Consider the following 20301-nt stretch of genomic DNA (forward strand, 5'->3'; position numbering starts at 1 on the left):
ACGGAAAAGTAGGCGCATATATTGTAAGGGACAGTGAGTGGACGGATGTAAAAAGGCAACAAACGAACACCGTTCATCTAACAACTATGAAAAAGATAAAGAAGATTTTTTTAAAATAAAGGAGGGCCACTATGGGAGCGGACCATTCGACAGCACTTACGTTTAATTTGGAAGAGACAGTATGGCTCGACCAAGGGCAAAGGATGAAAGAATTGGTATCGTTGGGTCTCGAGCCGGATATTCACATTGAGGAGAAGTCAGAATACGTAGCGATTAAAGGGGGGCTTCGCTTAAAGGGTGAGTACCTGCCGTTTGAAGACGAAGAGAATGAGGCAATACAAAGTGAACAAGACACACCCGTCCCTCAGTATGCAGAGGAACACACGCAAGGGACAAACGGCGTTGGGGAAATTAAACATTATTTTCCGGTGGATGTTACAATCCCTTTGCGACGCATTCATAACCTAGATGACATATATGTACAGATTGAAGGATTTGATTATGACTTGCCTGAATCGGATTGCATTCAATTGACGGCCGATATAAGTATCACGGGTATGAGAAACGAAGAAACACCTCGAAAAGAAGAGCAAGAAATGTCGCTTAGTATTCCTTCCCCCATGCCGAACTGGCAACTAGAAAAAAATCATCAACATGACGAAGATAAAGAGTCGCTTCGTGAAAATAAACAAGCAGTCGAGGAAACGATAGAGACAGCTCGAGAGCAGCCGGTTGATGACGATCATTCTGCGGCCTTCCAAAAAGTTGAGACTGACCAGGCAGACTTGACAGCAGACAAAATACCAAGGGAAGGAAAAGAAGAAGAGGAAACAAAAACTTCTGAGAGCATAGATAAAGAGGAATCAGAGGATGACGATGACGATAACCGTGTAGTAGCTTCGAGTGACAGACCAGAGTTACAGGAACTGGAGTCTAAAGATACTACCACAGTGGAGGATACCGATGAGGAAGAGTCTGCAACAGAACTGACCGAGGATGAATCGGCTGAGGCGATTGTCACAGCATTTCACAGTCGTGAGGAAGAAGCTGACGAAACAGTAGTGGGAAATACCCGGGATGATATAGAAGCTGACGATGGTGCAGATGAAGATGCAGGAGAAGGGGCTAACACGGAAAATGAAAATACCGGTTCAGGGCGTGATGACAACGCCTTATACTTGACAAAGATGATGACAAGCGGGGAAGAAGAATATTCTCGTGTGAAAATGTGTATTATTCAGGAAAATGAATCGTTAGACACGATTGCTGAGAGATACGAACTGACAATAAGTCATTTGCTGCGCTATAACCGTTTAGACGATGAACATTTGGAGGAGGGGCAAATCTTATATATACCAGCGTCTGCTTCAAGGAGACAAAAGCATGAAAAGTAATGCTGAATATGTGCTTGGTTTTTATCCCCTTCATGTCCAAAGCCTCGAAACACATGGTAAAGTGACAAAGGTTACCGCTGATGAGGGAGTATTCTCATTAAAGGAAACACAACTGAATAATGAACAAGCGGAGCGCTTCTTACAGACGCTCCGTTTTTTTGAAAAGCAGGAGACGTGGACGGTTGCTCCTGTAGTCCGTACAGTTTATGGCGATTGGTATGTCATCTACAATAATTCATTATTTTATTTGCTGTCATGGGGGGAGGATTGCAGCAGGCAGCACCCAGAAGGAGTTTTTTTTAAGACACTGGCTCTTTTTCATCGATTCACAGGACGAAATGAAAAAATGAGAGAAGAGAATTGGATAGAAAGCGGTGAACGATACAGGAAGTACAGAGAGCAACAATTATTAAAACTAGAAGCGTATGCAGACCATATTGAGAAAAAACATTATTATTCCCCGTTTGAGCTCGGCTTTCTCATGCATTTTCCATTTATATACCAGCTGCATAAAGACTCCATCTATTGGTACGAAAAGTGGGAGGATGAAGCAGCTCCCAAAGAAAAGATTACCACGGTCCGTTGCCACGGCAGGCCTTCTCCAGACCATATTATCCGAGATCAATATGGGAATTACCAATTTATCAATCTGGAAAACACGGCAGACGGCCATCCGTGTCATGATATTGTTTCTTTATACCAAGCTTGCTTGTATGAAAGGCTGTGGGATCCAATCCAAACGTATCCCTGGATTAAAAGCTATAGGGAGCATGCAGCATTGTTCCACCCTGAAGACGAATGGTTGTTAAAAAGCCGGTTGCTTGAAGAGACGGGAATTTATTCTTTTATCGAACTTGCACCCGGGCGGATACGCGGAGAGGAGCACATTTGGACACTGGAGCTCGAGAAGTATATTTGGTTTATGGAGAAAGTTCATGCCGAAATCACGAGCTGGCCTTCTCGAAACGACGAAGAGAACCAAAGGGAATAGAAAGGAACACCGTTTTTATAGCTCATCATGTAAACGGTGTTCTTAATAGGGAGAAGATAGACAGTAAAAAAACAAGCAAGCTAGAATAATAAGCAGCACAACGTCAAAGGATGTTGGCAGAATCAATGTTCGAATAAGCTGAAAGCAAACGAGTGGAAATAAAATCTGTGTACAAATGAGTTTCCATCTTCGCCACCAATATGGTCTCCTTCTCGGAGGCCTTCTGGGTTTTTTAGGAGGACGGCAAGGGGGGCGCGGCGGTCCAGGATAAGGTCTCATCATTCCACCTACTCCCACTTTGATTTATATAGTAGTGTATGAATTTTATAAAAAAAAGTGATATTTTTCATTTGAAAGGATTAGCTTGCCTAGAGGAGTGAACCTGGTAAAATAGATAAGGTAATCAGCCAATTAGCCGCGTACATTTCAGCACTAAAGGGGGAAAACAAGTGAAGGGGAAAAATTTATTATTTATGTTGCTTGCTGCGGTCGTATTCAGTCTGTTGACTGCATGCGGAGGGGACAACGCCGAGTCCGAGAAAAATAGTAGTGAAGCAGAAGAAAATCAAGAAGGAAAAGACCAAGCTGCTAACAGTGAGGCGGAATTCAATTTGCAGATCGGTCATATTGCCCCGGATGAACACTCTTATACAAAGGGGATTGAGGAGTTTACCAAACGAGTAGAAGAAAAAACGGACGGAAGAGTGAGTTTTGAAATATTCGGTAATGGTCAGCTCGGAGGAGAACGTGACTTAATAGAACAGGTACAGCTCGGTTCACTTGACATGACGGTTGTCACTGCAGGTCCACTAGGTAACTTTGTTCCAGAGATATCCGTTCTTGAGATGCCATTTTTGTTCCGCGATGTGGAACATGCTTATGCGACACTTGATGGCGAGATTGGAAAAGAATTAATGGCATCTATTGATGAACAAGGTTTTAAGACTCTAGGTATATGGGAAAATGGCATGCGTCACATTACGAATAATGTTCGCCCTGTTACCTCACCAGAAGATACAAAGGGTTTAAAGATGCGTACGGTAGAAAACGAAATTTACACGGATACATACCGTGCTATTGGTTCCGATCCAACGCCTATCGCATTTCCAGAAGTCTATACAGCATTGCAGCAGGGAGTTATTGATGGTTTAGATGCTTCTTACGGCGTTTTCTATACACCGAATTTATTTGAAGTGCAAAAATACTTTAGCGAAACAGGGATTTATTATGCTGCCGCGCCGGCTATTATGAACACAGATACGTTCGCGTCACTTCCAGAAGATATTCAACAGATTATGGTGGAAACTGGTCAAGAAATGGCTGGCGTCCAACGTCAAATGAATCTTGATATGGAAGACGAGCAAAAGCAAGAGATTATCGAGCAAGGGGTTGAAATAGTAGAGACGGAAGACATTGATATGGAGGCCTTCCGTAAAGCAGTTGAACCCGTGTATGAAAAATACGAGGAACAGTACGGAGACATGATTGAACGAATCCGTAACGTAGAATAAAGCGTGTGGAGTAGAACCGCCCTCTTTCTAAGGAGTGGGCGGTTCTTTTCTTTATGAAACGAACAGATTATCATTCCCCTCACGGTTATGCTTATTCATAAAAACTAGGACTGTATAAGGTTCACGATCTACTTTTTTTATTGTATAGTTATAGAGGTCCTCTAGTTCTTATGATACACTTATAGCAATAAAAGATAGTTCAGAATTTTTATTTTAGTGACCTCGTTATTCGTGTACGGTTGGAGTACACTTCAAGAATGACCCTGCCGCTCAAAAGACTTGCTAAGAGAAACGACTTTGATATTTTAGTTGGAACGTAAATAGGAGAGAAAAATTATGTGGAATACGATACTGAAAGTTATTAATCGGACGACAGAGGCAGTCAGTGCACTGTTGCTTACTTTAATGGTTGTTCTCATCTTTATGCAGATTGTATCGCGCGGCCTTTTTGGAACTTCTTATTCGTGGACCGAAGAAATCGCCCGTTTTTCGATGATTTGGATTACGTTTTTAGGGGCAAGTATTGCTTTTCAATATGCAGCCCACATAGGCATCGATTATTTCGTGAAAAAGCTGCCAGCGGTACCGGAAAAAATAGTCAACGTTATTGGCGCTTTAATAAGCGGATTCTTTTTTGTCATATTAGCTGTTAAAGGTTTTGAGTTAATGCAGGGTGCCGGGGTCCAGGGGTCACCGGCTCTGCGTCTGCCGATGAGTTATGTGTATCTCATTATACCCGTGAGCGCGGTCTTAATGATTCTAAACTTGATTGATGTAACGGTGAAAAGAATGACATCAAAAATTAACCACGAGGAGATTCAAGGATAATGTCTATTTTTTTGTTTGTAGTATTTCTAGTGTTGATTTTCATTAACGTACCGATATCGATCGCGCTCGGTACGGCCTCCTTACTATTTTTTCTTGTAAGTGGTTCGTTTCCGCTTGAATTAATTCCTCAGCGTATGTTTGCTGCACTAGATTCCTTCCCGCTCATGGCTGCTCCTTTTTTTATTTTAGCTGGTAAGCTAATGGAGCACGGAGGTATATCGCAGCGGTTGATTGACTTCGCACAAAATCTGGTCGGGCAGATGCGGGGAGGACTTGCGCACGTTGGGATTGTCACGTGTATCTTTTTTGCGGCACTGTCTGGTTCTGGATCAGCGACAACAGCGGCCGTCGGCAGTATTCTTATACCGTATATGGTAAAGGAAGGATATGACCGCGCCTTTTCTACGGCCGTACAGGCAGCTGGCGGAACAACCGGGATTGTTATCCCGCCAAGTGTCCCACTTATTCTTTACGGGGTATCAGCGGGAGTGTCAGTGAGCAGCTTATTTATCGCTGGTATTATTCCCGGAATTTTGGTGGGGCTTTCGCTTATTTTAGTGAGTTACGTCGTTTCCGTTATAAAAGGATACAAGGGAACACAGGAAAAAATGAATGTTAAAAAGCTGGCACTGTCATTTAAAAGTGCTTTTCTTTCTTTGCTCATGCCGGTTATTATACTAGGAGGAATTTACGGAGGTATCTTCACACCGACGGAAGCATCGGTAGTAGCTGTTGTATATGGTTTCTTCGTCGGCTTCTTCGTGTATCGGCAGATCAGTTTCGCCGTTTTACGAAAAATTCTCGTCTCTTCCGTTGTAACTACTTCAGTTATTTTACTGTTAATTTCGACCGCTTCTTTGTTTGGGATGATTTTAACAAGGCAGCGGATCCCTCAAGCTGTGGCTGAGTCCTTTATGGATAGCCCACTTACGCCAATTGTCATTATTTTACTTGTTAACCTCTTTTTGTTGATTGTAGGAACGTTCATGGAAACAATTGCTTCGATTATCATTTTAACACCTATTTTGCTTCCGGTTGTTACCAGTATTGGAATGGATCCTGTTCATTTTGGAATTGTGATGATTGTGAACCTCTCTATCGGTTTGATCACGCCGCCAGTTGGTATTAACCTGTTTGTCGGGTCACAAGTCGGAGAAGTAGCGTATGAGAAGTTAGTCAGGGCAATTATGCCATTTTTGTTCATGATGATCGCAGATGTGCTGATTATTACCTTTATTCCACAAATCAGCCTGTTCCTTGTCGGTGTTTTTGAATCGTAATGTAAGCACCCTCCGGTCTTCGAGTGAAGGCAGGGGGGTGAAATTTTGAAATGAAAAGGAATTGCCACCTTTTAAATCGAAATTAAATCAAGGAGAAACTAATTAATTAAAATAGTTTAATTATTTTGAAAAAAAGGTGGGATTCTTGTGAGTATTTTGATTAAACATGGGACGATTGTAACAGCGGTTGATGAATTTGTTGGTGATGTGCTCATCGAAGGAGAAAAGATTACAGCAGTTGGGGCCAATTTAGAGGGGAAGGCCGATAAAATAATCGATGCATCCGGAAAATACATACTGCCGGGTGGGATTGATCAACATGTCCATTATTCTTTTGATTTTAAAGGGGAAAGAGTGCGTGGGTTTGAAACGTCGAATGCGGCAGTTGCAGGTGGTACGACAACGGTGATCGAATTTGTGAATCAGGAGCAGGGAAAAGGGATTGCGGAGACGATAGCAAATTATGATCAAAAAGAAGTTGCTCCTTATGCCATGGCTGATTATTCTTTTCACGGCGTAATATGTGACCCGCGTGATGAAGTATTTGCAGAGATCCCTACTCTTCCTGAGAAAGGAATCTCGACGGTAAAACTGTTTATGGCTTATAAAGGCTTGCCCTTTCATAGCGATGATGAAGCGATTTTTAAGGCGCTCCGAGCCTCTAAAGAAGCCGGAGTGACGGTTATGGTACATGCTGAGAATGCTGACGTTATTGACGCTTTACAAAAAGATTGTCTGCGGGAAGGGAACACTACTCCTTATTACCATGCGGTGTCACGGCCGCCGCTCGTGGAGATTGAAGCAACAGAAAGAGCAATTAATTTGGCGAAAATGGCAGATGCACCTATCTACATTGTTCATGTGACGGCCAAGGAAGTGATGGAGACTGTTAGAGGTGCATACAGCCAAGGTGTACCTGTTTACGGAGAAACATGCACACACTACTTAGTCCTGGACAAAGAGGATTTGGCGAGACCGAACTTTGAAGGAGCGAAATATGTCTGTTCCCCTGCCTTACGGACAAAGCAAGATCAAGAAGCACTCTGGGAGGCTGTAAACAAAGGATGGTTGAATGCGGTCAGCTCCGATCATTGCGGGTTTAACTGGCAAAAGCAAAAGCATATGGGAATCGATGATTTTACTAATATCCCAAACGGTTCTCCGGGGGTGCAAGACAGATTGAGTGTGATGTGGACCTACGGAGTAAATCAGGGCAAGATTTCGAAACAGCGCCTTGTTGATCTTTTCGCGACGACACCAGCCAAAAATAATGGTTTAAGTGAAAAAGGTCATATTGGAGTTGGCTATGACGCGGACTTAGTGATCTTTGATCCGGATCACCGTGCTGTGATATCCAACGAGGACAGCCTCCACGGAGTAGACTATAATACCTATGAGGGCATGAAAATGGAAGGGAAAGTAGAGTCCGTCTTTTTACGCGGGAAGCTGATGGTAGATAGAGGGAACTTTATTGGTGAAGAAGGAGACGGCAAATTCATTCACTCTAAAGCATATGGGCTTGCTTATGATGCAAAGGAGAAGCGGACAAGTAACGTGTAAACGTAGGGATCTAGGAGGACAAAATGAATGACAAACAAAATATCCAGTATCATAAATGGGACACGACTGTTTGAGCGATTAATGGAATTGGCGAAAATAGGAAAAAAAGGCGACACCGGGGTAGAACGTTTGGTTCTGTCAAGCGAAGATGATAAAGCGCAAGAACTTGTTACCTCTTGGATGGAAGAGGCAGGGATGTCCGTGAGAGTCGATCATTTTGGGAATCTGATTGGCCGTAAAGAGGGTCGCGATAAAAATCTTCCCACAGTCATGATCGGCTCTCACATTGACACTGTACCAAATGGAGGTCGGTTTGATGGTACGATCGGTGTCCTTGGTGGCATCGAAGTAGTACAAACGTTAAAAGAAGCAAATGTTGTTCATGACAACCCCATTGAAGTCGTCGCCTTTTGTGATGAAGAAGGGACTCGTTTTGCAGATGGATTTTTTGGAAGCAGAGGCATGATTGGGCACGTGGAGTCGAAAGATCTGGAAGCGAAGGATGAGAATGGCCTTTCCAGAGAAGAGGCATTAGCTTCATTTAGAGAAGGCATAGACGTCCAGCGCCGGGACGAGTCAATACGAAAGCCAGATGACGTCAAACTTTTCCTAGAAATGCATATCGAACAAGGGCCTTTTTTAGAAAAAAGGGATTTGCCAGTTGGAATAGTCGAAGGTATTGCAGGACCGGTGTGGGGGAAAGTGCAGAAAATCGGGGAAGCGGGACATGCGGGTACCGTGCCAATGAATATGCGGCGTGATCCCTTAGCCGGAGCAGCTGAAGTCATAGCAAGCATTGAAGCCATTTGCAAACAAGATACAACGGGTACGCTCGTAGGAACAGTTGGTAAGATTGAAGCACATCCAGGAGGAAGAAACGTTATTCCCGACTCTGTTGAATTTTCATTGGATTTACGAGACGTAGATTTACAAAAAAGGGAAAATGCCCTCAACCGAATAGAGGAAAGCATAGCATCCATTTGTAAAGACAGAGGTCTTACAGGAATACTGGAGAGGACACTTTCGATTGATCCGGTGCTATGTTCTGGGCAAATCATTGAATCATTGCAGGAGGGAAGCTCAAGTTTAGGATTGGAAGCCCCTCTTATGATCAGCGGGGCAGGACATGATGCTATGTTTATGGAGAAGATAACCAGGATGGGGATGGTCTTTGTTCGCTGCAAAAATGGCATCAGTCATAACCCTGCTGAGTGGGCAGAGAAGGAAGACATTGTAGCCGGGACGGCACTCCTGTATGAAGTCATACGAAGGAATATCTAAAAGCGAGGGTGAACATCATGGTGTTCACCCTTTTTACTATTTACTTTCGCGTTTTCACGTCTTTATAATCGCTATCCGCTTTTTTGAATTCATGTGGATAGATGACTTCCTGTGCCGAGCTCAATCCATTATTTTTATCCGTGATTTGTTTGTGGGGTGCTTTTTCTTCAGCCATTTCGGATCACCTTTCTTTCCATTAATTTTAATTCGGTAACTGTAAAGGCGGGTTCTTTTGTATATTTCCCAGCGAACGTTTTTATTAAACAGGGAGAATGATATGTTTATCATGTACTTTTTTTGTCTATTAGCAACTATAAAAGGGGTGTGGGAACTTTTTTAAAAAAGGAGTTATCACAGTGTTAACCAAATTTCAGCTTGATAAGCAAAAAGAACGGTTGTTAAAAATGAAAATAGAGTATGAACAGCTATTGCACGGAAAGAGGAATGTTACGGAGAATGACCGTAGAGAGGAAGGGACAGGAGAGTTGTCGAAGTATGACAATCACCCCGGTGATGAAGCAACCGAGTTGTTTGAACGGGAAAAAGAAGTAACGTTAAACAATCAGCGCAGGGAAAAGCTCGAAGATATTAACCAAGCGTTGCAAGCAATTGAAGAGGGTAATTACGGAATATGTGAAATTGGCGGGGAGGAAATATCACTGGAGCGCCTCGAAGCAATGCCGGAAACGAAAAGATGTATCAAACATGCTTCTGTTGACATGCAGGTGGATAGGCGGGCGCCTGAGGAAAGCGTAACAAATCCGGCGATCAAGGAAGTGAATAAAAAAGAAGAAGTAGTATTTGACAGGGAAGATGCATGGAACGTAGTTAGTGAGCATGGTACGTCTCAAACTCCTGCAGACAACCCAGCTTCAAATAAAGGGTATGAGGGAGAAGGAGAATCATCTGAAGACTACGGAAAAGTAGATGACGTGGAGGATAAACCAACTGCAAATTTAGAAGGGGAGAAAACAGGCATCACATCTGATCAAAAAGAACATAGTGACAGTAGTAGAAATTCGTATAGAGAGGATAAAAACGTTAAGCGGGGATAAAATCCTGCTTAACGTTTTGTTGCATAGATACTCATTGTAAGGAACTTTTGCCGGGGTGTGCTAAAATATAAGTGGATAAAAGAGATGAGAGGGGGTTTTTTTTTGGCTTGGCTGTATGTACTTGCGGCAGCGATTGTCGAAGTGTTCTGGGTTATTGGTTTGAAACATGCAGACTCTTTATTAGAATGGACTGGAACCGTGTTAGCTATTGTTGTTAGCTTTTTTTGTATTATTAGGGCATGTGAAAAGTTGCCATCCGGGACGGTTTATGCGGTGTTCACGGGTTCAGGGGCAGCGGCGATCGTTCTACTTGATTTTTTTATGTTTGGAGCTGATTTTTCAGTTGGAAAACTCCTCTTTATTGGCTTAATCATTGTAGGGGTAATTGGAATTAAAATAACGACCGATGATCAAGAAGAAGTGGCGCACGAACAAGGAGGGGAATCATAATGGGGTGGTTATTTCTAGTTATTGCCAGTTTCGGGGAAATTTTTGGAGTAATGAGTATCAATCTTTACATACAAAAGAAAACAATCACACGCCTGCTCTTGATGGTTCTGACGTTTACGGGCGGATTTTGGTTTTTATCGCTTGCTATGGAAGATATACCGATGGGAACCGCTTATGCCGTGTGGACAGGTCTGGGAGCTGCCGGAGCGGTATTAATGGGGATTATTTTCTTTAAAGAGTCGGCTGGTTGGAAGAGGATTGTTTTTTTAACATGCATTATAGCTGGCGCGGCTGGACTGCGCGTTATTGAATAAATAGAAACGGACTGCGCCCCGCCGAAGGGCATTCGATTAGCGGCGCGCAGTAGTGATTGACGACTAAGACGGAGGCAGATCTTTTTCAATAGTGGATTCCAATTGGGTTGCAAGGCGATCAATCTCGTCGGCATGTGCGGCTTTGTTATAGATGTTTTCTAAACGGTCACGGTAGCGTTTTGCTTCTTTTAAGTAACCTGTTCCCTTTTTCATATAGGATTTGTAGCTGTTGAATAGAGTTGCAATTTGTTCCTCGAATTTTTCATCAGTGCCAGGCATGACTGTTTTTTCATAAAGATCGATGACTTCATCACCTTCTCGGTCCGGAAAATATTCATGAGGATCGGTACTGTCAAATATGCATAGTGATAATTCCCGAATAATGACCATATCGATGCTTTCCGGATCGAAACCGCAATGATATACTTCCATACTTAACCCTAGCTCCTCGGCTTCTTTAATCATTCGTTTCAGAAAAGTTGATTTACCCGTTCCGGCACGCCCTTTAATGAAATATCGCTTCTCAAGGCCTTCGGTAAGGTTAGGGATATAATCAACTGCGCCTTTGGGAGTAGACCCGCCAAGGAAGCGATGTTTAAAAGAGGCTGATTTTCCGTTTGGCTTGACATCCTCAAATAGTTGTTCAGCGAGCTCAGTAGCGGCCTGATCAGCCTTTGCAAAGTCCATATTATTAATATAAATGACTTCTAAGTCATCATGGACTCGCAGTCCCGTCTCAAAAGATTGGTGAGACGCTAGTAGTGATTTTTTTAGCTTTTCCTCATAACGGTCGAGCAATCTTTGCTTCCTCGTTACTTTTTCACTGTTTAAAACGGTGTCAGTATCGATTGTCTCTACCTTAGCCCGTTCCGGTTTAAAAACATGAGCAGGGCCGCTATAAAAGCCCGTTTTCAATTTAGGGACGATGATCCCGTCTACTGCATCCAAGTCTGCTGACGTATGGATCAGTTCAATATCGAGACCATGATCGGTACATGTTTTGGCTACTTGTAACAAGAGTTGTGTTTTTATAGAAGCGGAGCGTCCCTTTAACACAAAAATACGTTCCAGCCCTTGAAAGTTGGAAGCGTAAAGGGAATAGAAACCCTTGGCTGTATGATTTCCGGCAAAATAATGATGAATGTTCCCAGACATATCGACACTCCTTTATTATACTTAACATTACTAGCTACCAGAGTTTTACTAATACACTATATGCACGGAAAAAGGAGAGGGTGTCTGCCTATTTATCAAAAAATTAAAACGCGCTTATTTGGGGGAGGAATCTGTGGTAAATCTTTTTTCAGCTTTTCTTATTATTCACATTACAGCCGGGAGCATTTGTTTATTTACTGGTGCGATAGCGGCTGGAGCCAGTAAACGAAGGGGTATACACACGATAGCAGGGGAGGTATATCACGGGGGATACGTCGTTGTATGTATTACTTCCGTTGCAATGGCATTCCTTAATTGGTCCGAGAGTGCTTATCTTTTCTATATTGCTTTGTTTTCCTACGGGCTGGCTTTGTTGGGGAATGTGGCTCAAAAAAAGAAGTGGAGAAATCATGTCAAGCTACATATCGGAGGTATGCTGGGGTCTTATATTGGCATTATTACTGCTGTTTTAGTTGTTAATGCAGCAAAGCTTCCTATTTTGGCAGATCTGCCGGTATTGCTTCTTTGGTTTCTACCCACTATTATCGGGACTCCTTTTATCGTGATCACAGGCAACCGCTATGTCAGCCGCTGATAAGGTCATTTGCTTCCACAATGATCAAAAAAATTGATATACTCTCAATAGAATGAAAAAAGGAGTGAGCAAAGATGAGAGCAATTGTTGTAGAGGAATTGGGAGGGCCCGATGTTTTAAAGGTCCAAGAAACCGATCGTCCTGCAATAGAAAAAAATGAAGTACTGATCAAAGTAGAAGCAGCAAGTGTCAATTTCGCGGATATTAAGGCACGTCAGGGCGCGTTTCATGGCGTCAGCAACAGTGCGTTTATCCCAGGCCTTGATTGCATGGGAGTTATAGAAGAAACGGGAGCAGATGTTTCTGATTTACATAAAGGGCAGCGTGTCGTTGCGTTCCCTACCGGCGGTTCCTATGCGGAATATGTAAAGGCCAATGAGAATGTAACCTATGTGCTTCCGGATGATGTTGATAGCGATACAGCTGCCGGCTCCTTGTTAGTGGGAGTCACATCTTACAATGTATTAAGGAAAGTAGCTCGCTTAGAAAAAGGCGAGACGGTATTAATTCATGCAGCTGCTGGCGGGATCGGTACAACCGCAGCCCAGCTTGCAAAAATTTACGGTGCCGGCAAAGTCATCGGCACAGTAGGGAGCGATAAAAAAGCAGCTGCAGCGCGGGAAGCTGGTGTTGATCTCGTCATCAACTATAAAGAGGAAGATTTCGTCAAGCAGACAATGGATGCGACTGACGGAAAGGGTGTGGATGTCATTCTCGATACGATCGCCGGCGAGAATTTTGATAAAAGCTTGGAATGCTTAGCTCCCTTTGGAAGAATCGTTACGTTCGGGCATGCGAATGATGAATCGGCACCGGGTAATGTGAAGACGAACGAACTGCATGCTTCCTGTCGATCTGTTCTTGGTTACAGTACCGGGACATGTATTAAACAACGCCCTGAATTTTTAAAAGAAGCCGCCGCAGAAACCATTCGATTACTGGCTGAGAAAAAATTGGACATCCTTGTATCACAATCTTACCCGCTCGAACAAGCAAGTGAAGCCCACACCTTTATGGAAAGCCGCAACAGCACCGGAAAACTACTGTTAAAGCCCTAATTACCTTTTAAAAAATGAAAGTATGTTGTATTTTCTTGTCCGGTAAGCTCACATGTTGACTTACCGGATTTTTATTCGTAAAATATGACTAAATGCGTCAACAGGGAAGAGTACTGTTATATCCGCCTGTCCAGAGAAAAAGTCCAAGGCTGCGAGACTTTTCAGGGGAATGATAGGAACGTCACCCTCGAGCAGCTTCCTTGAATAGCAGTAGAGGAAGACGGGAGAACCGTTATCTTTTAAGTGCACGCAAGTACGTACGGTTTTCGTGCGGGCTTTTACGTGAATAAAGGTGGTACCGCGACCCTCTCTTCGTCCTTTTGCAGATGGAGGGGTTTTTTTGTTTCTACATAAATACACAAACTAAAGGAGGACATCAGATGGACAATCAAGAGACGACGATGCCGACGAAATATGATCCGCAGGCAACGGAAACGAAATGGTATCCATTTTGGACAGAAGGAAACTTTTTTGAAGCAGCGGGGGAAGAAGAGAAAGAACCATACACCATTGTAATCCCCCCGCCTAATGTGACGGGACGCTTACACCTTGGACATGCATGGGACACAACACTTCAGGACATTGTAGCACGTCTTAAGCGCATGCAAGGGTACGATATGCTGTGGCTCCCGGGTATGGATCACGCAGGGATTGCAACACAAGCGAAAGTAGAGGCACAGCTGCGTGAAGAGGGGACAAGCCGTTATGATTTAGGCCGGGACAAGTTTCTCGAAAAGACGTATGAGTGGAAGGAAGAATACGCTGACTTTATCCGTGAACAATGGGCGAAGCTCGGGCTGTCGCTCGATTACTCACGAGAACGCTTTACAATGGATGAAGGACTTTCAGAGGCGGTCCGGGAAGTCTTTGTGCAGTTTTACAATAAAGGGCTTATTTACCGCGGAGAATACATTATAAATTGGGACCCGGATACGAAAACAGCACTCTCTGACATTGAAGTAGTGTATAAAGAAGTACAAGGTCATTTTTACCATATGAGGTACCCGTTAAAAGACGGTTCCGGTTCTATTGAAATTGCAACAACACGCCCGGAAACGATGCTCGGTGATACTGCTGTTGCGGTCCACCCGGATGATGAACGTTACCAGCACTTGATTGGGAAGAAAGTGATCCTTCCGATTGTTGGTCGGGAGATCGAGATTATTGCAGATGATTACGTCGAAATGGATTTTGGATCAGGTGCGGTGAAAATCACTCCGGCCCACGACCCGAATGACTTTGAAATGGGTAACCGCCATAACCTGGAGCGAGTGCTCGTAATGGATGAAAGCGGAAGAATGAATGAAAATGCTGGCAAGTACCAGGGCCTTGACCGTTTTGAATGCCGGAAACAGCTCGTGAAAGACTTGCAGGAGGAAGGCATTCTGTTTGACATTGAAGAGCATATGCATTCCGTCGGACACTCAGAACGAAGCGGTGCGGTAGTAGAACCGTATTTATCCACTCAATGGTTTGTTAACATGAAGCCGCTTGCCGAAAGAGCGATTGCTCTCCAGAAGCAGGAAGAGAAAGTTCATTTTGTTCCGGATCGTTTCGAAAAAACGTATCTTCACTGGCTTGAAAATATCCGTGACTGGTGTATTTCTCGGCAGCTATGGTGGGGGCACCGAATTCCGGCTTGGTATCATAAAGAAACAGGAGAAGTCTATGTTGGAAACGAGGCTCCGGCTGATGCAGAAAACTGGGAGCAGGATGAGGATGTGCTTGACACCTGGTTCAGTTCTGCATTATGGCCGTTTTCAACAATGGGCTGGCCGGATACGGATGCACATGATTTTAAGCGCTATTACCCGACGGATGTACTCGTTACAGGTTATGACATTATCTTTTTCTGGGTATCACGCATGATTTTCCAAGGGCTTGAGTTTACAGGAGAACGGCCGTTTAAAGACGTCCTCATCCACGGCCTTGTCCGTGCTGCGGATGGACGAAAAATGAGTAAATCACTCGGTAACGGTGTTGATCCAATGGATGTCATTGAAAAATACGGTGCGGATGCTCTCCGTTTCTTCCTGGCAACCGGCACGACGCCCGGGAACGATCTCCGCTTCCATTGGGAGAAAGTCGAGGCAAATTGGAACTTTGCTAACAAGATCTGGAACGCTTCCCGGTTTGCGCTTATGAATATGGATGGCCTTACGTATGAAGAAGTGGATCTCGATGGGGAGAAAACAATCGCAGACCGCTGGATCTTAACGCGTCTACAGGAAACGATCCGCGATGTGACCCGCTTAATGGACCGCTATGAATTCGGAGAAGTTGGCCGTCTTCTTTATAATTTCATTTGGGACGATGTATGTGATTGGTATATCGAAATGGCAAAATTGCCGCTTTACGGCGAGAAAGAGGATGTGAAACAGACAACCCGCTCGGTTCTTGCTTATGTGCTCGACCAAACGATGCGTCTTTTACATCCCATTATGCCGTTTATCACCGAAGAAATTTGGCAGCATCTGCCTCACAAGGGGGAGTCGATTACGATTGCAGCTTGGCCGGAAGTGAATGAAGCTCTTATGGACGATGAAGCTGTTAAGGACGTTGAGCTTTTGAAAAACGTAATTCGCACGGTTCGTAATACACGGGCTGAGATGAACGTTGCGCCAAGTAAACCGATCGAGCTACAAATCAAAGCAGCCAATGAAGACGTGTTAGGGCAGCTAGAGCGCGGCCAAGACTATCTGGAACGATTCTGCAACCCGGAGCAGCTCGACATGCAGACAGATCTTGCTGCACCGGAAAAGTCAGTCTCAAAAGTCGTAACCGGGGCAGAGCTTTATATGCCGCTCTCAGGACTTATTGATATTGACGAGGAAATTGCCCGGTTGGAAAAAGAAAAAGAAAAACTGGACAAAGAAGTGCAGCGAGTCCAGAAAAAGCTTGAGAACGAAGGGTTTATGAAAAAGGCGCCGGAGAAAGTGGTAGCCGAAGAAAGACAAAAAGAAAAAGATTATGTAGAAAAGCGTGAAAAAGTAAAAGCTCGGATTCAAGAGCTGATTCACTAATCACAAAGACCGCCGACGTGTATGCTTCGGCGGTCTATCTTCATGAAAAGGGTGGAAGATGATGGAAACATATGAAGAAGCAAAAGATTGGCTGCACCAACTGACGAAATTTGGTGTCCGTCCAGGTCTCGATAGGGTGCGGATGATGATGGAAGCTCTCGGGAATCCGGAGCGAAATTTGAAAAGCATTCATGTCGGCGGGACGAATGGAAAAGGATCGACCGTTGCGTTTTTAAGAGAACCATTAAAGGAAGCGGGAATTGTATGTGGTACTTTTACTTCCCCCTATGTGGTGGAATTCCGGGAACGGATAGCCGTCAACGGCGAGCCGATCTCAGAAGCTGATTTTCTTAAAAGTGCAAAGGCCGTGCAGCCTATCGCAGAAGAGGTAGCAGAAAGCTCGTTCGGAGCACCGACAGAGTTCGAGGTGCTAACTGTAATCGCGGCGCATTATTTTGCATGGACAGCACAACCTGACATCGTCATTTGGGAAGTGGGGCTTGGTGGCCGGCTCGATTCAACGAATGTCATTGCCCCAATGATCAGCGTCATTACAAATGTAGGACATGATCACCAGCATATTCTCGGAGAAACATTAGCCGAAATTGCCGCAGAAAAAGCGGGGATCATTAAGTCTGGTGTCCCACTTGTGACGTGTGAAACGAACCCGGAAATCTTAGAGATTTTCGCCGCAGCGGTACAAAGAGGGAGAACGAAAATGTATCGCTGGCAGCACGAATTCTCGGTAACAGACGAAGAAGCAGCGGCAAATGGCTGGAGTTTCTCCTTTCAATGTAGCTTGAAGGGCATGGAACACATGGAAATAGCGATGCTTGGCCGCCATCAAATGAAAAACGCCGCCGCTGCTCTGATGGTTCTACGCTACTTGATGATGTACTACGCGCTTCCGCTCGAAGAGAAACAAATTCGCAGAGGACTGCAAAAAGCAAGCTGGCCGGGCCGTCTCGACTATCGGGAGACGGAACCACCGCTTCTCTTAGACGGAGCCCATAACAAAGAGGGAATGGAAAGCCTGGCGGAAGCACTCCAAGACCATTTTCCAGACCGCCGTCTCCATCTCATCATCAGTATGACTAAAGAAAAAAATCCAGAAAAAGTGATGGCACCGCTAACTGGCTTGAACATTGCGTCCTGCACCGCTGTCACATTTGATTTTGAACGCGCCGCGACAGCCGAGGGAATTGCAGCAAAAAGCCCGCTTGCCGGAACGACAGCATTGCCTGACTGGAAGGCCGCTTGGGAGAAAATTCAAGCCGGTGCCGGTACAAACGATTTAGTCGTTTTTGCTGGTTCATTATATTTCATATCAGAAATTGCCGCACAGTGTGATATCAGTTGATGGCACACAAGCAGGGTTATGGGCCATCTAAGATATGGTCCCATAACCCAATATCATAAGGTGAATATCTATTGCCGGGGACTCCGTTATAAAGCAACTCTTTTTAATGTGTATATTCATTGTCGCCAAAATCAATACTCCAGTCTGCTTCTCCGCCCCCGTCCCCTGGAACGTATGGTTTCGAAACATATTGATCTAACACGTAGATCGTTCCTTTCGGTTGATTGGCGCAACTATCCGCCTTCCTCACAGACTGGTTGTCAGTGAATTCTGCCCGTCCCTTAATGCAAATCCGGCCGTTTTTATTCGAGATTGGTTGATTGAAAAAAGCATTTCCATTAATGATAATAGTCCCTTTTTTCGTAGAAACCTCTCCGTCCAACTTTACACTCCCATCGATGGTTAACAATGCGTTGTTTTTAACAGTTAGCTCGTTACGTGTATAAAAATTCCTACCTACGTATAACTCGCTATTTTGGTGCATAGTAATAGAGTCTCTAAAAATAGCGTTTTTCCCAATAGACGATTTTGTGTTTTGGTAGAAATCAGCCTCTTCTCCAAAAGAAGCATGGCCGCCTATACTCATCTCAGCGTTGTTTTGAAACGCTGTTTCATCGAAAATAGCGTTTTTTCCAATGTTTAACACTGTATTATTTAAAAATTCACCGTCATCTTTAAAGGTTGCATGATCCTCAATTGTTAAAGAACCTTTATTGAGGAGGGTAGCGTCATCATGTACGAGCAAGCTTCCTTTTATGTCATAGGTACATGTAGAGAATTCTGCATCATCTGTTACTTCTAGATTCGGTAACGTTTCACATGGGATTTCTTCTTGAGACGTTTTTTCATACGGAATATCTGCTGGAATCTTGGGGTATGAGGGATCTATGATTGTATCAAATTCTGATTCACTATGAAAAACGCGATCATCTTGAGAACCACCGCTCCCACCACCGGAAAAATTTCCAACGTTTAAAGCGATGAATCCGGTAATGATCTCCTTGGTGTCAGCACTATCTGTTTTCGCCGTTCCTATAGACCGATAATTCAAGCGTAGTTTCTTGTAATTGGTGCAGTCAATAGATTCGTTCGTTTCGTTGCGAAAGCCTGTTGTCCTTACGTCGAACTTGAATTCCTCATCATCAGCAGACTCCGTTATGTTGAATTTCTTTTTTTGGCTAATCGTATTGCTGCATATTTTCGTTAGGATCTCCGCTTTTGTGTCTTCTGCGTTATCGGGGGCGTCTTTGACATCCTTAATAATGTCGCGTAGCTCTGCGGATACGTTTGTGCGGTATGCTTCTACCCCCATTTCGGCGAGATCGCGTGCTTGCATGGACGCTTCGATTTTATCGGTTTGATGAGAAGCCGACAACACAACAGAAATAATGACGGTAGAAAATATCCCGATGATGGTTATCGTTAAGAGAACGATGAGAAGGGCGGCCCCGCGGTTATCAAATCGCTTCATGTTATTCACCCTTACAGTTTTGATATGTGTGTTACAACTTCGTATGTATCACATGGTTTCTCGGTAGAAAACAGCTTGATATGCAGGTGATAGCCGTCTTTATTTTTACCATCCATACTGGTACTTGAGCTGCCTGACGGAACCCCTTCATCTCCACAAGACAGAGTACCGTCCCCTGCTGAAGCAGAAGCGATTCTATCTATATGTCCGTTGGACTGGTTGGTTATTTCTATATATACATGATAGGATTCCATGACCATAACGGACTCATCAATCTTTAAATGATCCGGTGGGAGGGTGGTAAGCTGGATCGTTTTTTCAGTTGTTAAGTACCGTTCTTCAATAGTGGTGGAAATAATCCCGGCTTCCTGTCGTAAAAAACTATGATCCACTGTGAACGAGAATTGATTAATGGCTTGAAAAAGTACATAGGAGACAAGGGAGATCACGATCGTTGATAGAGTGAGTGCGAGTAGTAATTCAATCAATGTGAATCCATTTTTATTTTTAAAAACAAGATGCCTCATTAGCTTCCTCCTTTAAGGTAACCGTAGGTGAAAGTGAGGACTTTTTTGTGAGAAGGGTCATTATAAATGACTACTTTTACAGGGAATAAACCGTATTCCTCGCTCAAACTCCTATCAGGTGACACAGCCGGATAAAATGTTTCCCCATTTAACTCTATACAACCGGGACAATCTGGAGAGAAAAAATTTGTTGGATAATTTTTACTTTCCAGCGGTTCGTCTCCGCTATAAAAAGAATCCGGTATTTTATTTTTATCGTCACTTTCTTTGACTGCCTGTAGTGTTTCCTTAGCGAGATGAACGGCGGTTTGTTTATGGGAAGTAGTCGTCGAGAAAGAAAGTCCTTGTCCGAAAAAACCAAAAAAAACTAACAAAACAATAGCCAGAATGGTAATCGATGTTAATAACTCGATAAGCGTAAAGCCGTCTGTCTGATGTGCCACGTTAT

19 protein-coding genes and 1 other annotated feature are annotated in these 20301 nt (G+C 43.9%); of the genes, 14 read left to right on the forward strand and 5 right to left on the reverse strand.

What is annotated here, in order from left to right; translation table 11 throughout:
• Positions 1-131 precede the first annotated feature (131 nt).
• From spoVID to LOR49_RS03400, 7 genes are all read left to right on the forward strand, one after another.
• Positions 132-1394 carry a stage VI sporulation protein D gene (spoVID, locus tag LOR49_RS03370; RefSeq protein WP_240374694.1) on the forward strand — a complete coding sequence of 421 codons (1263 nt, stop codon included), beginning with the start codon at positions 132-134 and terminating at the stop codon, positions 1392-1394.
• A complete protein-coding gene (locus tag LOR49_RS03375; protein WP_240374695.1) occupies positions 1384-2385 on the forward strand; it encodes a hypothetical protein in 1002 nt (333 codons plus the stop codon). The genes spoVID and LOR49_RS03375 overlap by 11 nt, the downstream gene beginning before the upstream one ends.
• A 449-nt stretch (positions 2386-2834) precedes the next feature.
• Entirely contained in the window at positions 2835-3896 is a 1062-nt protein-coding gene (locus LOR49_RS03380) for a TRAP transporter substrate-binding protein (RefSeq protein WP_240374696.1), read from the forward strand.
• Between the two features lie 336 nt (positions 3897-4232).
• Entirely contained in the window at positions 4233-4724 is a 492-nt protein-coding gene (locus LOR49_RS03385; RefSeq protein ID WP_240374697.1) for a TRAP transporter small permease, read from the forward strand.
• The gene (locus LOR49_RS03390; RefSeq protein ID WP_240374698.1) at positions 4724-6004 is read left to right on the forward strand and encodes a TRAP transporter large permease; all 1281 of its coding nucleotides are present in this window, start codon (positions 4724-4726) and stop codon (positions 6002-6004) included. Before LOR49_RS03385 ends, LOR49_RS03390 begins: the two co-directional genes overlap by 1 nt.
• A gap of 147 nt (positions 6005-6151) precedes the next feature.
• Positions 6152-7564: a dihydropyrimidinase gene (gene hydA / locus LOR49_RS03395; RefSeq protein WP_240374699.1), complete on the forward strand. Its 1413-nt coding sequence runs from the start codon at positions 6152-6154 to the stop codon at positions 7562-7564.
• Positions 7565-7591: 27 nt separating this feature from the next.
• Positions 7592-8845 carry a Zn-dependent hydrolase gene (locus LOR49_RS03400; protein ID WP_240374700.1) on the forward strand — a complete coding sequence of 418 codons (1254 nt, stop codon included), beginning with the start codon at positions 7592-7594 and terminating at the stop codon, positions 8843-8845.
• A gap of 40 nt (positions 8846-8885) precedes the next feature.
• On the opposite strand, the gene LOR49_RS03405 is transcribed toward LOR49_RS03400, so the two are convergent.
• Positions 8886-9020 (reverse strand): YfhE family protein, encoded by a 135-nt coding sequence (locus LOR49_RS03405; RefSeq protein WP_240374701.1) that lies wholly within the window; start codon positions 9018-9020, stop codon positions 8886-8888.
• A gap of 181 nt (positions 9021-9201) precedes the next feature.
• Here LOR49_RS03405 and LOR49_RS03410 point away from each other — a divergent pair, with 181 nt between their 5' ends.
• From LOR49_RS03410 to LOR49_RS03420, 3 genes are all read left to right on the forward strand, one after another.
• A complete protein-coding gene (locus tag LOR49_RS03410) occupies positions 9202-9900 on the forward strand; it encodes a TraR/DksA C4-type zinc finger protein (RefSeq protein ID WP_240374702.1) in 699 nt (232 codons plus the stop codon).
• A 102-nt stretch (positions 9901-10002) separates the two neighbouring features.
• On the forward strand, positions 10003-10350 hold the full coding sequence (locus LOR49_RS03415) for a DMT family transporter (protein WP_240374703.1): 348 nt from the start codon (positions 10003-10005) through the stop codon (positions 10348-10350).
• Positions 10350-10664, forward strand: coding sequence for a DMT family transporter (locus tag LOR49_RS03420; protein ID WP_240374704.1), 315 nt, complete (start codon positions 10350-10352; stop codon positions 10662-10664). The genes LOR49_RS03415 and LOR49_RS03420 overlap by 1 nt, the downstream gene beginning before the upstream one ends.
• A gap of 63 nt (positions 10665-10727) precedes the next feature.
• Here the strand turns inward: LOR49_RS03420 and LOR49_RS03425 are convergent, their stop codons facing one another.
• Positions 10728-11819 carry a PRK06851 family protein gene (locus LOR49_RS03425; RefSeq protein WP_240374705.1) on the reverse strand — a complete coding sequence of 364 codons (1092 nt, stop codon included), beginning with the start codon at positions 11817-11819 and terminating at the stop codon, positions 10728-10730.
• Positions 11820-11952: 133 nt separating this feature from the next.
• Between LOR49_RS03425 and LOR49_RS03430 the strand changes: the two genes are divergently transcribed.
• From LOR49_RS03430 to LOR49_RS03445, 4 genes are all read left to right on the forward strand, one after another.
• Entirely contained in the window at positions 11953-12414 is a 462-nt protein-coding gene (locus tag LOR49_RS03430; RefSeq protein WP_240374706.1) for a DUF2306 domain-containing protein, read from the forward strand.
• A 74-nt stretch (positions 12415-12488) separates the two neighbouring features.
• Positions 12489-13472, forward strand: a complete 984-nt coding sequence (locus LOR49_RS03435; protein WP_240374707.1) for a quinone oxidoreductase family protein — start codon at positions 12489-12491, stop codon at positions 13470-13472.
• Positions 13473-13560: 88 nt separating this feature from the next.
• Positions 13561-13795 (forward strand) — a binding site (T-box leader).
• A gap of 57 nt (positions 13796-13852) precedes the next feature.
• Complete coding sequence (locus LOR49_RS03440) at positions 13853-16495, forward strand: valine--tRNA ligase (RefSeq protein ID WP_240374708.1); 2643 nt, start codon at positions 13853-13855, stop codon at positions 16493-16495.
• 58 nt (positions 16496-16553) lie between these two features.
• Positions 16554-17855 carry a bifunctional folylpolyglutamate synthase/dihydrofolate synthase gene (locus tag LOR49_RS03445; RefSeq protein WP_240374709.1) on the forward strand — a complete coding sequence of 434 codons (1302 nt, stop codon included), beginning with the start codon at positions 16554-16556 and terminating at the stop codon, positions 17853-17855.
• Positions 17856-17958: 103 nt separating this feature from the next.
• Here the strand turns inward: LOR49_RS03445 and LOR49_RS03450 are convergent, their stop codons facing one another.
• From LOR49_RS03450 to LOR49_RS03460, 3 genes are read right to left on the reverse strand one after another with little or no spacing between them, the layout of a single operon-like run.
• Positions 17959-19326 (reverse strand): type II secretion system protein, encoded by a 1368-nt coding sequence (locus tag LOR49_RS03450; protein WP_240374710.1) that lies wholly within the window; start codon positions 19324-19326, stop codon positions 17959-17961.
• Between the two features lie 11 nt (positions 19327-19337).
• The gene (locus tag LOR49_RS03455) at positions 19338-19853 is read right to left on the reverse strand and encodes a prepilin-type N-terminal cleavage/methylation domain-containing protein (RefSeq protein ID WP_240374711.1); all 516 of its coding nucleotides are present in this window, start codon (positions 19851-19853) and stop codon (positions 19338-19340) included.
• Positions 19853-20296 (reverse strand): type IV pilus modification PilV family protein, encoded by a 444-nt coding sequence (locus LOR49_RS03460; RefSeq protein ID WP_240374712.1) that lies wholly within the window; start codon positions 20294-20296, stop codon positions 19853-19855. The genes LOR49_RS03455 and LOR49_RS03460 overlap by 1 nt, the downstream gene beginning before the upstream one ends.
• Between the last annotated feature and the right edge of the window lie 5 nt (positions 20297-20301).

This window comes from Bacillus piscicola (genome assembly GCF_022458745.1).
Lineage (GTDB): Bacteria > Bacillota > Bacilli > Bacillales > Marinococcaceae > Alteribacillus_A > Alteribacillus_A piscicola.